The 13817-nt window shown below is 68.2% G+C and carries 11 protein-coding genes; 6 read left to right on the top strand and 5 right to left on the bottom strand.

The annotated features are described in order from the left end of the window. Position 1: 1 nt before the first annotated feature. The 6 genes from ACN9MM_RS23385 to ACN9MM_RS23360 all read left to right on the top strand — a co-directional run bounded on the left by ACN9MM_RS23385 (position 2) and on the right by ACN9MM_RS23360 (position 3591). Entirely contained in the window at positions 2–1132 is a 1131-nt protein-coding gene (locus ACN9MM_RS23385; protein WP_382864775.1) for a hypothetical protein, read from the top strand. Continuing rightward, a complete protein-coding gene (locus ACN9MM_RS23380) occupies positions 1132–1701 on the top strand; it encodes a hypothetical protein (RefSeq protein ID WP_426365530.1) in 570 nt (189 codons plus the stop codon). The genes ACN9MM_RS23385 and ACN9MM_RS23380 overlap by 1 nt, the downstream gene beginning before the upstream one ends. 17 nt (positions 1702–1718) lie before the next feature. Next, positions 1719–2102, top strand: a complete 384-nt coding sequence (locus ACN9MM_RS23375; protein ID WP_426365529.1) for an ATP-binding protein — start codon at positions 1719–1721, stop codon at positions 2100–2102. A gap of 76 nt (positions 2103–2178) precedes the next feature. Continuing rightward, a complete protein-coding gene (locus ACN9MM_RS23370) occupies positions 2179–3090 on the top strand; it encodes a peptidoglycan-binding protein (protein WP_426365527.1) in 912 nt (303 codons plus the stop codon). Between the two features lie 17 nt (positions 3091–3107). Beyond that, the gene (locus ACN9MM_RS23365) at positions 3108–3341 is read left to right on the top strand and encodes a hypothetical protein (RefSeq protein ID WP_116159371.1); all 234 of its coding nucleotides are present in this window, start codon (positions 3108–3110) and stop codon (positions 3339–3341) included. Next, a complete protein-coding gene (locus tag ACN9MM_RS23360; protein WP_426365526.1) occupies positions 3328–3591 on the top strand; it encodes a hypothetical protein in 264 nt (87 codons plus the stop codon). Before ACN9MM_RS23365 ends, ACN9MM_RS23360 begins: the two co-directional genes overlap by 14 nt. Positions 3592–3663: 72 nt before the next feature. On the opposite strand, the gene ACN9MM_RS23355 is transcribed toward ACN9MM_RS23360, so the two are convergent. The 5 genes from ACN9MM_RS23355 to ACN9MM_RS23335 all read right to left on the bottom strand — a co-directional run bounded on the left by ACN9MM_RS23355 (position 3664) and on the right by ACN9MM_RS23335 (position 13784). Further along, a complete protein-coding gene (locus tag ACN9MM_RS23355; protein ID WP_382864790.1) occupies positions 3664–7563 on the bottom strand; it encodes a DNA-directed RNA polymerase subunit beta' in 3900 nt (1299 codons plus the stop codon). Positions 7564–7663: 100 nt separating this feature from the next. After that, the gene (gene rpoB / locus ACN9MM_RS23350; RefSeq protein ID WP_366036454.1) at positions 7664–11146 is read right to left on the bottom strand and encodes a DNA-directed RNA polymerase subunit beta; all 3483 of its coding nucleotides are present in this window, start codon (positions 11144–11146) and stop codon (positions 7664–7666) included. 548 nt (positions 11147–11694) lie between these two features. Further along, on the bottom strand, positions 11695–12078 hold the full coding sequence (gene rplL, locus ACN9MM_RS23345) for a 50S ribosomal protein L7/L12 (RefSeq protein WP_426365525.1): 384 nt from the start codon (positions 12076–12078) through the stop codon (positions 11695–11697). 111 nt (positions 12079–12189) lie between these two features. Then, complete coding sequence (gene rplJ / locus ACN9MM_RS23340; RefSeq protein WP_030687887.1) at positions 12190–12720, bottom strand: 50S ribosomal protein L10; 531 nt, start codon at positions 12718–12720, stop codon at positions 12190–12192. Positions 12721–12965: 245 nt separating this feature from the next. After that, positions 12966–13784 carry a hypothetical protein gene (locus ACN9MM_RS23335; RefSeq protein ID WP_426365523.1) on the bottom strand — a complete coding sequence of 273 codons (819 nt, stop codon included), beginning with the start codon at positions 13782–13784 and terminating at the stop codon, positions 12966–12968. Positions 13785–13817 lie beyond the last annotated feature (33 nt).

Genomic DNA, 13817 nt, shown 5'->3' with positions numbered 1-13817 from the left:
GATGGCCATCGACACGCCCTACCGGGCGATCTTCTGCGACCTGCTCACCGACCAGACACTGGACATCCTCCCCCTGCGGGACGTCTCGTTCGACGACTACATCGGCAAGGCCGGCTCGCTCTCCGGCACGATCCCCATCCCCTCCCAGGCCATCGCCGACCGCGTCAAGAAGGTCCGGGAGGGCCGCACCGCGGTCTACCTGGAGCGCGGCGGCGACCTGTGGTGGGGCGGCATCGTCTGGACCAGCACCCTGCAGTCCAGTGGCCGCGGGGTGCTGACCCTCGGCATCCAGGCCGCCACCTTCGACTCTTACGCCGGCCGCCGCCGCATCCGGACCGACATCACGTACGACACCCCCACCGACCAGGTGGAGATCGCGCGCCGGCTCTGGCGCGAGCTCGACGTCCAGGCCTACCCCGACGCCCCCGAGGGCGAAGAGCCCCGCCGCCTCGGGATCACGTTCGGCGACGAGATCCCCAAGTTCCAGAAGACGGCCTCGTGGCGCAAGGGCGACGAGACCGTCTACCTGGAGGCGCTCGACCAGCTCGCCGCCACCGAGGACGGCTTCGAGTACCAGATCCTCGTCTACCGCGACCCGGTCACCGGCTCGCGGATCCGGCAGCTCCGCCTCGGCGAACCCAAGATCGTCACCGGCGCGACCGACCTGGTCTTCGACCGGCCCGGCGTCATCCTGTCGTACTCCTTCCCGTACGACGCCACCCGCGGCGGCACCACCGCCCTGGCCCGCGGCTCCTCCACCAACGCCAACGCCGCCGCCGAGTCCCGGCCGATCTTCTCCACCCAGCAATACGCCAGCGACCTGCTCGTGGACGGCTGGCCGCTGATCGACCTGTCCTCGGACCACAACGAGATCACCGACCCGCTCGCGCTCGACTCGGTGGCCGCCACGGAGCTCAAGCAGGCCCGCGGCGCCGTGGTGATCCCCTCGGTCTCCATCCACCTCGGCGGGATCGTCCCGCCGGCGCTCCTCGGCCGCGTCGCCCGCATCCGGATCACCGACGAGTGGTACTCCCAGGGCCTCGACGCCCGCTACCGCATCATCGGCGTCAAGATCACCCCGCCGGAGCGCGGCCGCCCCGACACCGCCGAGCTCTACCTCGAGGAGGCCTGATGCCCCAGCTGCCCGAGGACATCATCGACCGGCTCAACCAGATGGAACGCCGGATCAAGGCCCTGTCCACGGCCGTCAACACCCGTCCCGCCGTCAACGAGTTCCGCCCCACGCAGTCCGGCAGCGTCACCATCACCCGGCCGCTGTTCCGGATCTTCGACGGCTACAACCACGAGATCTTCGCCGACGACATCATGACCGGCGGTCTCGCCCGGCCCTGGCTGCAGCTCATGCCGCCGCTGGCCAGCGACCCGGCCAGATGGCCCTCCACCACCGCCCCCGCCTTCACCACCATCGCCCGCTGCATGAACCCCGTCTGGCAGCCGAAGATGCGGCTCTCCATCGGCACGGCGGCGTCGAGCGGCGGCACCGGCCAGGTGCGGGTCCTCGTCGACGGCGTCCCGTTCGGCCCCACGGTCACCGCGGGCACCACCTACGACTACCTCGGCCTGCTGCCCGGCGACATGAAGACCCGGTTCGGCCAGACCATGACCATCGAGATCCAGGCCATGGCCGGCGCCGGCACGGTCTACGCCCAGCCCCTGCTCATCCACGGCGCCCAGACCTGACCCCACGAGGAGCACCCATGAACATCGACCCCACCCAGCCCTGGGGCGTGGCCATCGACTACGCGGGCCGCGCGACCGTCACCGAGGAGGGCCACACCCTCACCGTGCGCGTCTACGACAACAGCATGGGCTACACGCTGCAGCGCGACCCGGTGACCGGGCAGTACCCGTCGGTGTACGTGACCGCCGAGGTCACCGAGAGGGGCACCGGCGACACCTTCCTGCGCGGCTCCGCCCTGATCGTCGTGGACGCCCGCGACGGCGTCCCGGCCGTCCCCGACCAGACCGCCGTCCAGCGCGCGGTGACCGCCGCCCTGGCCGACTTCGGGAACCGCCGGGCCGCCTTCGCCGCCCTGTGCGCGACCTGGGCCCCGGCCGAGCCGCCCGCCCCGGCCCCGTAGAGCCGCCCGAGCCCCACCCCGTACACCCGCCCGACCGGCTTCCCGGCGGGCCTTTTTCATGTCCGGAGGACACCAGATGGCCACTCCCCTCACCGCGGACCGGCTCGTCGCCGCGCTCCGCGCCGAAGGCGTCAACGTCGTCGAACACCCCGGCTGGCGCGCCCACAACCGCAACCACGTCGGAGCCTGGGGCCCGGTCACCGGCGTGATCATCCACCACACCGTCTCCACCGGCACCGCCCACTCCGTCGAGATGTGCTTCGACGGGTACGAGGGGCTGCCGGGCCCGCTCTGCCACGGCGTCATCGCCAAGGACGGCAGCGTCCACCTCGTCTCCGACGGCCGCGCCAACCACGCCGGCGGCGGCGACCCGTCCGTCCTCCAGGCCGTGATCAGCGAGACCTACGGCGAGCGGCCGCCCACCCCGCGCGCCCACCAGGGCAGCCCCGGCGCCGTCGACGGCAACTCCCGCTTCTACGGCTTCGAGTGCGTCAACCTCGGCGACGGCACCGACCCCTGGCCGCCCGCCCAGCTCGACGCGATCGAACGGGTCTCGGCCGCCCTGTGCCGCGCCCACGGCTGGGGCGCCCGCTCGGTCATCGGCCACAAGGAGTGGTCCGACTGGAAGGACGACCCCCGGGGCTTCGCCATGCCGACGATGCGCGACCGGGTCCAGGCCCGGCTGAACAAGGCCCCCGCCAGGCCCGCCCCCGACACCGGCAAGCCGACCACCCCCCGCCTCCAGCCCTTCCCGGGCACCTCGTTCTTCCGCAGGGAGACGAGCTCCCCGGTCATCACCGCCATGGGCCGCCGCCTCGTCGCCGAGGGCTGCTCCGCGTACACCGTCGGCCCAAGCCCCCGCTGGGGCGAGGCCGACCGGCTCAGCTACGCCAAGTGGCAGCACAAGCTCGGCTTCCGCGGCACCGACGCCGACGGCATCCCCGGCGCCGCGTCCTGGAACGCGCTGAAGGTCCCCCACACCAAGTGAACCCGAGGAGCAGACCGATGTCCGATGCCGCCAAGCGCACGGCCCGAACCGTCCTCCAGTCCGCCGTCGGCATCGCCGTCGTGCTCCCCGCCATCGTCGACGCCTCCGGCATCCCCGCGACCCTCCCCTGGGTCGCGGGGGCGCTGGCCGTCGCCGGCGGGCTGGCCCGGGTGATGGCCCTCGACCTGGTGCAGAACCTGCTGCCGTCCTGGCTGCGCCCCACCCCGGGCGGTGCCGATGACCGAGCCTGACCCGAACGACCCCGTCGCCGTCGCCCTCGAACTGGAGCGGCTCCGCGGCACCCTGGAAGCCGGCTTCGCCCGGGTCGACGGCTCCCTCGCGCTGCTCGTCCAGCGCAGCGACCAGACCGACAAGCAGCTCGCCGACCACGAGGCCCGCCTCGACGACCTGGAACGGGCCCGCTGGCCGCTGAGCAGCATCGCCGCGCTCACCGCGAGCGCCGGCCTGCTCGTCGCGGTCTGGGAGCTGGCCGCCAGGTGATCCCCCTCCCCGGCGAACGCCGAAGGGCGGTCACCCCGCACGGGGTGACCGCCCTTCGGTCAAGCGACTCGCTTACTGGTTGTACGGACCGTAGTCGTAGTCCTCCAGCGGAACGGCCTGGCCGGAGCCCGAGCCGAACGGCGAGTAGTCGATGTCGTCGTAGCCGACGGCCGAGTACATCGCGGCCTTGGCCTCCTCGGTCGGCTCGACCCGGATGTTGCGGTAGCGGGACAGACCCGTACCGGCCGGGATGAGCTTACCGATGATGACGTTCTCCTTGAGGCCGATGAGGCTGTCGGACTTGGCGTTGATCGCCGCATCCGTCAGGACTCGGGTCGTCTCCTGGAAGGACGCCGCCGACAGCCACGACTCGGTGGCGAGCGAGGCCTTGGTGATACCCATCAGCTGCGGACGGCCGGAGGCGGGGTGACCGCCCTCGGTGACCACACGACGGTTCTCGGTCTCGAACTTCGACCGCTCGACCAGCTCGCCCGGCAGGAGCTCCGCGTCGCCGGACTCGATGATCGTCACACGGCGCAGCATCTGCCGGATGATGATCTCGATGTGCTTGTCGTGGATCGACACGCCCTGCGAGTTGTAGACCTTCTGGACTTCGCCGACCAGGTGGACCTGGACCGCGCGCTGACCGAGGATCCGGAGCACGTCGTGCGGGTTGGTGGCACCCACGGTGAGCTTCTGGCCCACCTCGACGTGGTCGCCCTCGCCCACGAGCAGACGGGCACGCTTCGAGATCGGGAACGCCGTCTCGTCGGTGCCGTCGTCCGGGGTGACGACGATCTTCTTGGTCTTCTCGGTCTCCTCGATGCGGACACGACCGGCCGCCTCGGAGATCGGGGCGACACCCTTCGGCTGCCGCGCCTCGAAGAGCTCGACGACACGGGGCAGACCCTGGGTGATGTCGTCACCGGCCACACCACCGGTGTGGAAGGTACGCATCGTCAGCTGGGTACCGGGCTCACCGATGGACTGGGCGGCGATGATGCCGACCGCCTCACCGATGTCGACCAGCTTGCCGGTGGCGAGCGAACGGCCGTAGCAGAACGCACAGGTACCGACGGCGGACTCACAGGTCAGGACCGAACGGGTCTTGACCTCCTCGACGCCCGCGTTGACCAGGGCGTCGATGAGCACGTCACCCAGGTCGACGTTGGCCGGCGCGATGACCTTGCCGTCGACGACGACGTCCTCGGCGAGCATCCGCGCGTACACGGAGGTCTCGACGTCGTCCGTCTTCCGCAGGACACCGGCCTCGTCCTTGGCCGCGATCCGCAGCTTCAGACCGCGCTCGGTGCCACAGTCCTCCTCGCGGATGATGACGTCCTGCGAGACGTCCACCAGACGACGGGTCAGGTAACCCGAGTCGGCGGTACGCAGGGCGGTGTCGGCGAGACCCTTACGGGCACCGTGCGTGGAGATGAAGTACTCGAGGACGGTGAGGCCCTCACGGAACGACGCCTTGATGGGACGCGGGATCGTCTCGTTCTTGGCGTTGGACACCAGACCACGCATACCGGCGATCTGACGCATCTGCATCATGTTTCCTCGGGCACCCGAGTCAACCATCATGAAGATGGGGTTCGTCCGCGGGAAGTTCGCGTTCATCGCCTCGGCGACCTCGTTGGTCGCCTTGGTCCAGATCGCGATGAGCTCCTGCGTGCGCTCTTCCTTGGTGATCAGACCGCGCTCGTACTGCTTCTGGACCTTCTCGTCCTGCGCCTCGTAGCCCTTGACGATCTCCTTCTTCGCCTCGGGAACGACGACGTCGGAGATGGCCACGGTGACGCCGGAGCGGGTCGCCCAGTAGAAGCCGGCCGCCTTCAGGTTGTCGAGCGTCGCCGCCACGATGACCTTGGGGTAGCGCTCGGCGAGGTCGTTGACGATCTCGGAGAGCTGCTTCTTGCCGACGGAGTAGTCGACGAACGGGTAGTCCTCGGGCAGCAGCTCGTTGAAGAGCGCGCGGCCCAGGGTCGTCCGCAGACGGAAGGTGTCACCCTGCTGCCACTCCGGCTCGCCCTCCTCGGCGACCGGGGGAACCCAGCCACGCGGAGCGACGGTGCCGACGGGGAAGCGGATCTCGATCTCCGACTGGAGCGCGAGCTCGCCGGCGTCGAACGCCATGATCGCCTCGGCCGTGGAGCCGAACGCGCGGCCCTCGCCCTTGGTGTCACGGAGCTCACCGTCGGTGGTCAGGAAGAACAGACCGAGGACCATGTCCTGGGTCGGCATCGTGACCGGACGGCCGTCGGCCGGCTTCAGGATGTTGTTCGAGGACAGCATCAGGATGCGGGCCTCGGCCTGCGCCTCCGCGGAGAGCGGCAGGTGGACGGCCATCTGGTCACCGTCGAAGTCCGCGTTGAACGCGGTGCAGACGAGCGGGTGGATCTGGATGGCCTTGCCCTCGACCAGCTGGGGCTCGAAGGCCTGGATGCCGAGGCGGTGCAGCGTGGGCGCACGGTTCAGCAGAACCGGGTGCTCGGCGATGACCTCTTCGAGGACGTCGTACACGACCGTGCGGCCGCGCTCGACCATCCGCTTGGCGCTCTTGATGTTCTGCGCGTGGTTCAGGTCGACCAGGCGCTTCATCACGAACGGCTTGAAGAGCTCCAGCGCCATGGCCTTCGGCAGACCGCACTGGTGCAGCTTGAGCTGCGGGCCGACGACGATGACGGAACGCGCCGAGTAGTCGACACGCTTGCCGAGCAGGTTCTGACGGAATCGACCCTGCTTGCCCTTCAGCATGTCGCTGAGGGACTTCAGCGGACGGTTGCCGGGGCCCGTGACCGGGCGACCACGACGGCCGTTGTCGAAGAGGGCGTCGACCGCCTCCTGGAGCATCCGCTTCTCGTTGTTCACGATGATCTCGGGGGCACCGAGGTCGAGCAGACGCTTCAGACGGTTGTTGCGGTTGATCACGCGGCGGTACAGGTCGTTCAGGTCGGAGGTCGCGAAGCGGCCACCGTCCAGCTGCACCATCGGACGCAGGTCCGGCGGGATGACCGGCACGCAGTCGAGAACCATGCCCTTGGGGCTGTTCGCGGTCTGCAGGAACGCGGAGACGACCTTGAGGCGCTTGAGCGCACGGGTCTTCTTCTGGCCCTTGCCGGTACGGATGATCTCGCGGAGGCGCTCGGCCTCCTCGTCCAGGTCGAAGGACTCCAGGCGCTTCTGCAGCGCCGCGGCACCCATCGAACCGTCGAAGTACGTGCCGAAGCGGTCACGCAGCTCGCGGTAGAGGAGCTCGTCGCCCTCCAGGTCCTGGACCTTGAGGTTCTTGAAGCGCGACCAGACCTCGTCCAGACGGTCGATCTCGCGCTGCGCACGGTCGCGCAGCTGCTTCATCTCGCGCTCGGCACCCTCGCGCACCTTGCGGCGCACGTCGGCCTTGGCGCCCTCGGCCTCCAGCTCGGCGAGGTCGTTCTCGAGCTTCTTGGCGCGGGCCTCCAGGTCGGAGTCGCGACGGTTCTCGATCTGCTGACGCTCGACGGAGACGTGCGCCTCCAGCGAGGGCAGGTCACGCGTACGACGCTCGTCGTCGACGAACGTGATCATGTACGCCGCGAAGTAGATGACCTTCTCGAGGTCCTTCGGGGCGAGGTCGAGCAGGTAGCCAAGACGCGACGGAACGCCCTTGAAGTACCAGATGTGAGTGACGGGAGCGGCGAGCTCGATGTGGCCCATCCGCTCACGGCGCACCTTGGCGCGGGTGACCTCGACGCCACACCGCTCACAGATGATGCCCTTGAAGCGGACGCGCTTGTACTTGCCGCAGTAGCACTCCCAGTCCCGGGTCGGACCGAAGATCTTCTCGCAGAAGAGTCCGTCCTTCTCGGGCTTGAGCGTGCGGTAGTTGATGGTCTCCGGCTTCTTGACCTCGCCGTGGCTCCACTGACGGATGTCGTCAGCGGTGGCCAGACCGATCCGGAGCTCGTCGAAGAAGTTGACGTCGAGCACTATGCGTCAATCCCTCTCAGGGTTGTAAGGCTTTGGGGTCTGATACGGGGGTCCTGGGGCCGGCGGGGGGACCATCACTGGTCCCCCTGCCGGACTCCCGTCAGACCTCTTCGACGCTGCTCGGCTCGCGCCGGGACAGGTCGATGCCGAGCTCCTCCGCTGCGCGGAAGACGTCCTCGTCGGTGTCGCGCATCTCGATGGACATGCCGTCCGAGGACAGCACCTCCACGTTGAGGCACAGGGACTGCATCTCCTTGATGAGCACCTTGAAGGACTCGGGGATGCCGGGCTCAGGGATGTTCTCGCCCTTGACGATGGCCTCGTAGACCTTCACGCGGCCGGTCACGTCGTCGGACTTGATCGTCAGCAGCTCCTGGAGGGCGTACGCGGCGCCGTATGCCTCCAGCGCCCACACCTCCATCTCACCGAAGCGCTGGCCACCGAACTGGGCCTTACCACCCAGCGGCTGCTGGGTGATCATCGAGTACGGGCCGGTCGAACGCGCGTGGAGCTTGTCGTCGACCAGGTGGTGGAGCTTGAGGATGTACATGTACCCGACGGAGATCGGGTCCGGGAACGGCTCGCCGGAGCGGCCGTCGAACAGCCTCGCCTTACCGGTCGGGAGCACCATGCGCTCGCCGTCGCGGTTCGGGATGGTGTGGTTCAGCAGACCCGCGAGCTCGTCCTCACGCGCACCGTCGAAGACGGGGGTGGCAACGTTGGTGCCCGGGGCGACCTGGTCGGCGCCGATGGCCTGGAGGCGCTGCGCCCACTCGTCCGCGAGGCCGGAGACGTCCCAGCCGCGGCTGGCGAGCCAGCCGAGGTGGATCTCCAGGACCTGTCCCGGGTTCATTCGGGACGGGACACCCAGCGGGTTGAGGATGATGTCGACCGGGGTGCCGTCCTCAAGGAACGGCATGTCCTCGATCGGGAGGATCTTCGAGATGACGCCCTTGTTGCCGTGACGGCCGGCGAGCTTGTCACCGTCGGTGATCTTGCGCTTCTGGGCGACGTAGACGCGGACCAGCTGGTTCACGCCCGGGGGAAGCTCGTCGCCCTCCTCGCGGTCGAAGACGCGGACGCCGATGATCTTGCCGATCTCGCCGTGCGGCACCTTCAGCGAGGTGTCACGGACCTCACGCGCCTTCTCACCGAAGATCGCGCGGAGCAGACGCTCCTCCGGGGTCAGCTCGGTCTCACCCTTGGGCGTGACCTTGCCGACGAGGATGTCGCCGGCGACGACCTCGGCACCGATGCGGATGATGCCGCGCTCGTCGAGGTCCGCGAGGACCTCCTCGGAGACGTTCGGGATGTCCCGGGTGATCTCCTCGGGGCCGAGCTTCGTGTCACGGGCGTCGACCTCGTGCTCCTCGATGTGGATCGAGGAGAGGACGTCGTCCTGCACGAGGCGCTGCGACAGGATGATCGCGTCCTCGTAGTTGTGGCCCTCCCACGGCATGAACGCCACGAGGAGGTTCTTGCCGAGCGCCATCTCGCCGTCTTCGGTGGCGGGACCGTCGGCGAGGACCTGGCCCTCGATGACGCGGTCGCCCTCGTCCACGACGACCTTCTGGTTCACAGAGGTGCCCTGGTTGGAGCGGGAGAACTTGTGCAGGCGGTACGTGATGTACGTGCCGTCGTCGTTGGCGACCGTGACGTAGTCGGCCGACAGCTCCTGGACGACACCGTCCTTCTCGGCCTTGAGCACGTCGCCGGCGTCGGTGGCGCAGCGGTACTCCATGCCGGTGCCGACGAGCGGGGCCTCGGACTTGATCAGCGGCACCGCCTGACGCATCATGTTCGCGCCCATGAGGGCACGGTTGGCGTCGTCGTGCTCGAGGAACGGGATCATGGCGGTCGCGACCGACACCATCTGGCGCGGCGAGACGTCCATGTAGTCCACCTCGGACGGCAGGACGTAGTCGACCTCGCCGCCACGCTTACGCACCAGGACGCGGTTCTCGGTGAGCTGCATGTCGTCGTTGAGCGCGGCGTTGGCCTGCGCGATGACGAAGCGGTCCTCCTCGTCGGCGGTGACGTAGTCGACCTCGTCGGTGACCTGACCGTCGACGACCTTGCGGTACGGCGTCTCGATGAAGCCGAACGCGTTGACGCGGCCGTACGAGGCGAGCGAACCGATCAGACCGATGTTCGGGCCTTCGGGGGTCTCGATCGGGCACATGCGTCCGTAGTGGGACGGGTGCACGTCTCGGACCTCGAAGCCGGCCCGCTCACGGGACAGACCACCGGGACCCAGCGCCGAGAGACGACGCTTGTGCGTCAGACCCGACAGCGGGTTGTTCTGGTCCATGAACTGCGACAGCTGGCTGGTGCCGAAGAACTCCTTGATGGAGGCGACGACCGGCCGGATGTTGATCAGGGTCTGCGGCGTGATCGCCTCGACGTCCTGGGTGGTCATGCGCTCACGCACGACGCGCTCCATACGAGCCAGACCCGTGCGGACCTGGTTCTGGATGAGCTCGCCGACGTTGCGCAGACGACGGTTGCCGAAGTGGTCGATGTCGTCGGTCTCGACGACGATCTCGTTGCCGTTCTCGCCGATCGTCTCGGTCTCGCCCGCGTGGAGCTTGACCAGGTACTTGATCGTGGCGATGACGTCGTCGGTGGTGAGCACGCCGGCGTCCAGCGGCTCGTCGGCGCCGAGCTTCTTGTTCACCTTGTAGCGGCCGACCTTCGCGAGGTCGTAGCGCTTCGGGTTGAAGTAGAGGTTCTCGAGCAGCGTCTGAGCGGCCTCACGGGTCGGCGGCTCGCCCGGGCGCAGCTTGCGGTAGATGTCGAGCAGCGCGTCGTCCTGGCCCTGGGTGTGGTCCTTCTCCAGGGTGGCGCGCATGGACTCGTACTCGCCGAACTCCTGGAGGATCTGCTCGGTGGTCCAGCCGAGAGCCTTGAGGAGGACGGTGACGGACTGCTTGCGCTTGCGGTCGATGCGGACACCGACCAGGTCGCGCTTGTCGATCTCCATCTCCAGCCAGGCACCCCGGGACGGGATGATCTTGGCGGAGAAGATGTCCTTGTCGGACGTCTTGTCGATGGAGGAGTCGAAGTAGACGCCCGGCGAGCGGACGAGCTGCGACACGACGACACGCTCGGTGCCGTTGATGACGAAGGTGCCCTTGTTGGTCATGAGCGGGAAGTCGCCCATGAAGACCGTCTGGGACTTGATCTCGCCGGTCTCGTTGTTCGTGAACTCGGCGGTGACGAAGAGCGGGGCGCCGTACGTGAAGTCACGGTCCTTGCACTCGTCGATCGAGTTCTTCGGCGGCTCGAAGCGGTGGTCGCGGAAGGTCAGCGACATCGACCCGGAGAAGTCCTCGATCGGGGAGATCTCCTCGAAGATCTCCTCCAGACCGGACTTCCTGGGGACGTCCTGGCCCGACTCAAGGGCAGCCTCGACGCGAGCCTTCCATGCGGCGTTGCCGAGCAGCCAGTCAAAGCTCTCGGTCTGCAGCGCGAGGAGGTTCGGAACCTCGAGGGGCTCCCTGATCTTTGCAAAAGAGATGCGCAGCGGGGCGGTGCTTGCGCCGTTGTTCGTATTGGTCGAGGCGTTGCGCGAGGCGGCCAAGAGGGGGTCCTTCCGAGGGCTCGGACTCACTACGCGCGTACCGGTCCCCTGCATCGCTTCACGGCAGACGTTTCCTGAGATGGCCGAAAGGCCAGGTCAGACGGGGTCGGTCCGAGTAGCGGATGCGAAGGTATGCCCCTGGTGACGGGCAGGAGGCAGCTAACAGGCAGCGCAAAGGGTCAGTGTAGCCACTTGGCTCACTGATGTCCAGGGCGACCTCTTCGCGACCCTCGTTGCTCTCAACTCCGCGGTACCTCGCGCCGTGCGGCGCACCTCGATACTGCCCGTTCAGTCGTCGATCCATGCCTCGGAAACGGATCGTTGTGACGACGCGTCCTGAGAATTGCGCGCTGCGTGCGGTTCGTCAAGACCCGCCGGTCCGCGGGGCGCACGGCGAAGATCACCATACTCCGCCGGCGGCGGCCCTCAGGCCCCCCGCCACGCCCTTCCCGGGAACGCCGAAAGGCGACCACCCATAGGGGTGATCGCCTTTCGATGCCCCCGCGTTACACGGGGGCAGGAGTCAGCTACAGCGACTCGAAACGGTCTTACTTGACCGTGACGGAGGCGCCGGCGGCCTTGAGGGACTCGGCAGCCTTCTCGGCGGCCTCCTTCGCGACCTTCTCGAGGACCGGCTTCGGGGTGCCGTCGACGAGGTCCTTGGCCTCCTTGAGGCCCAGGGAGGTGAGCTCACGCACGACCTTGATGACCTGGATCTTCTTGTCGCCGGCACCCTCGAGGATGACGTCGAACTCGTCCTGCTCGGCCTCGGCCTCGGCCGGGCCACCGGTGGCGGCCGGGCCGGCAACGGCGACGGCAGCGGCGGCGGTGACGTCGAACTTCTCCTCGAAGGCCTTCACGAACTCGGAGAGCTCGATGAGGGTCATCTCCTCGAACTGGGCGAGGAGGTCGTCCTGAGAGAGCTTCGCCATGATGGGCGATCCTTCCACTAATTCGGCAGGTGCCGATGTGTCTATAGAGGCGGGCGTAACGGCCCGCTACGACCCGCGCACTAGGCGGCGCGGATCAATGCGCGAGCCGAATTACTCGGCACCGCCCTGCTCGGCGAGCTTGACGCGAAGCGCTTCCGCGGTGCGGACGAACTTCGACGGCAGCGCCTGGAAGAGCGAGGCAGCCTGAGACTGCTTGCCCTTGAAGGCACCGGCCAGCTTGCTGAGCAGAACCTCGCGGGACTCGAGGTCCGCAAGCTTCTTGATGTCGTCGGCGGAGAGAGCCTTACCGTCAAGGACACCAGCCTTGATGATGAGGTTCGGGTTCTCCTTGGCGAAGTCACGCAGGGCCTTCGCCGACTCCACCGGGTCACCGGTGACGAAGGCGACCGCGGTCGGACCAGCGAAGTGCTCGTCCAGTGCGGTGATCCCGGCCTCGTTGGCCGCAATCTTGGTCAGCGTGTTCTTCACCACGGCGTACTGGGCGTTCTCACCGAGAGAGCGACGCAGCGTCTTGAGCTGCGCGACGGTGAGACCCCGGTACTCGGTCAGCACGGCGGCGTTGGAGCTCTGGAACGCGTCCTTGAGCTCGGCCACCGATGCAGCCTTGTTGGGCGTCGGCATAGTGCGTCGGCCTCCTTCCGGGTGATGAGGACCGCTCAGAAGGGGGCTGGACAAAACAAAACGCCCCGGCGCAGGCGCACGGGGCTGAGCTCGACCGGACGAGTCCGGGAACTTTCCACAGTCACCTGCGCGGGTCGTCCGTTGTCAGCGGATCCTTCGGCCACCGCACCCGGTAGGGGCACAGCAACGACCAGCGGTCTTTGGCTTCTGTGGAAGCGTACGTGATGGCCGGGTCGAGGAGCAAATCAGCCCTGGCCGAGGCGCTCCAGGAGATCCAGGAGGCCGACGGTGTCCCTGGCGGGCGGGGCCTGGAAGGAGGCCTTGGCACCGTAGTCGGAGTACTTCGTGGTGAGTGAGGTCATGCCTCCGTCGGCCTCGGTGTGGACGATCGTCTTCACCGGGTAGCCGTCCGCACCGATCCAGACCTGCACGAGCGCGGCCCCGGGGATCTCGCCCTCGTACACCTCCGCCTTGACGTCGCCGCCCTTCACGGGGCCGACGTGCTTGACCGTCGACGAACCGGCGAGGAGGCCGAGCTCCTTGGGCAGGTCCATGTTCACGGCGGCCAGGCCGCCGGTCAGCTGGAGCGTCAGCTCGTCCCCGGCGGCGGCGCCCCCGGCCTCCACCTTCAGCCAGCGCTTGGCGCCCGTCTGGGCGGACAGGCCCGCCCCCAGGTCCACGTAGGTGGCCCCGTCGGCCGCGACCACGCGCGTCTCCACGGGAGCACCGGGAATGTCGGCCAGATACGACGAGTCGAAGACCTTCAGGTCTGCGGCCGCGGGGCCCCATGCCTGGACACCGGTGAACGTGCTGCCGCCGGGCGCCTTGTCACTGTCCACGTTGAGGCGCATCTCGACCCTGGCGCTCTTCGCCGCCGTGGTCTTGGCGTACGCGGCCCGGACGGCCTTCGCGGCCTCCTCCGGGCTCTGTGTCTGCGGCTGTGCCGTGGCGGAGGCGCCTGCGGCCTCCGTCCCGCCGTCGCCGTCCTGACACCCCGCGGCACCCGCCACGACGGCCGCGGCCACCAGAACCACGGCGGCGCGCTTCCACGCGGACCTGCTCATACGTCTTCCCCACCCTTGATCGACGTCCGACGT

Source organism: Streptomyces sp. E-08, from assembly GCF_049913095.1.
Lineage (GTDB): Bacteria > Actinomycetota > Actinomycetes > Streptomycetales > Streptomycetaceae > Streptomyces.
Note: the sequence above shows the minus strand (reverse complement) of the source record. Positions and strands in the feature narration are given on the sequence as shown.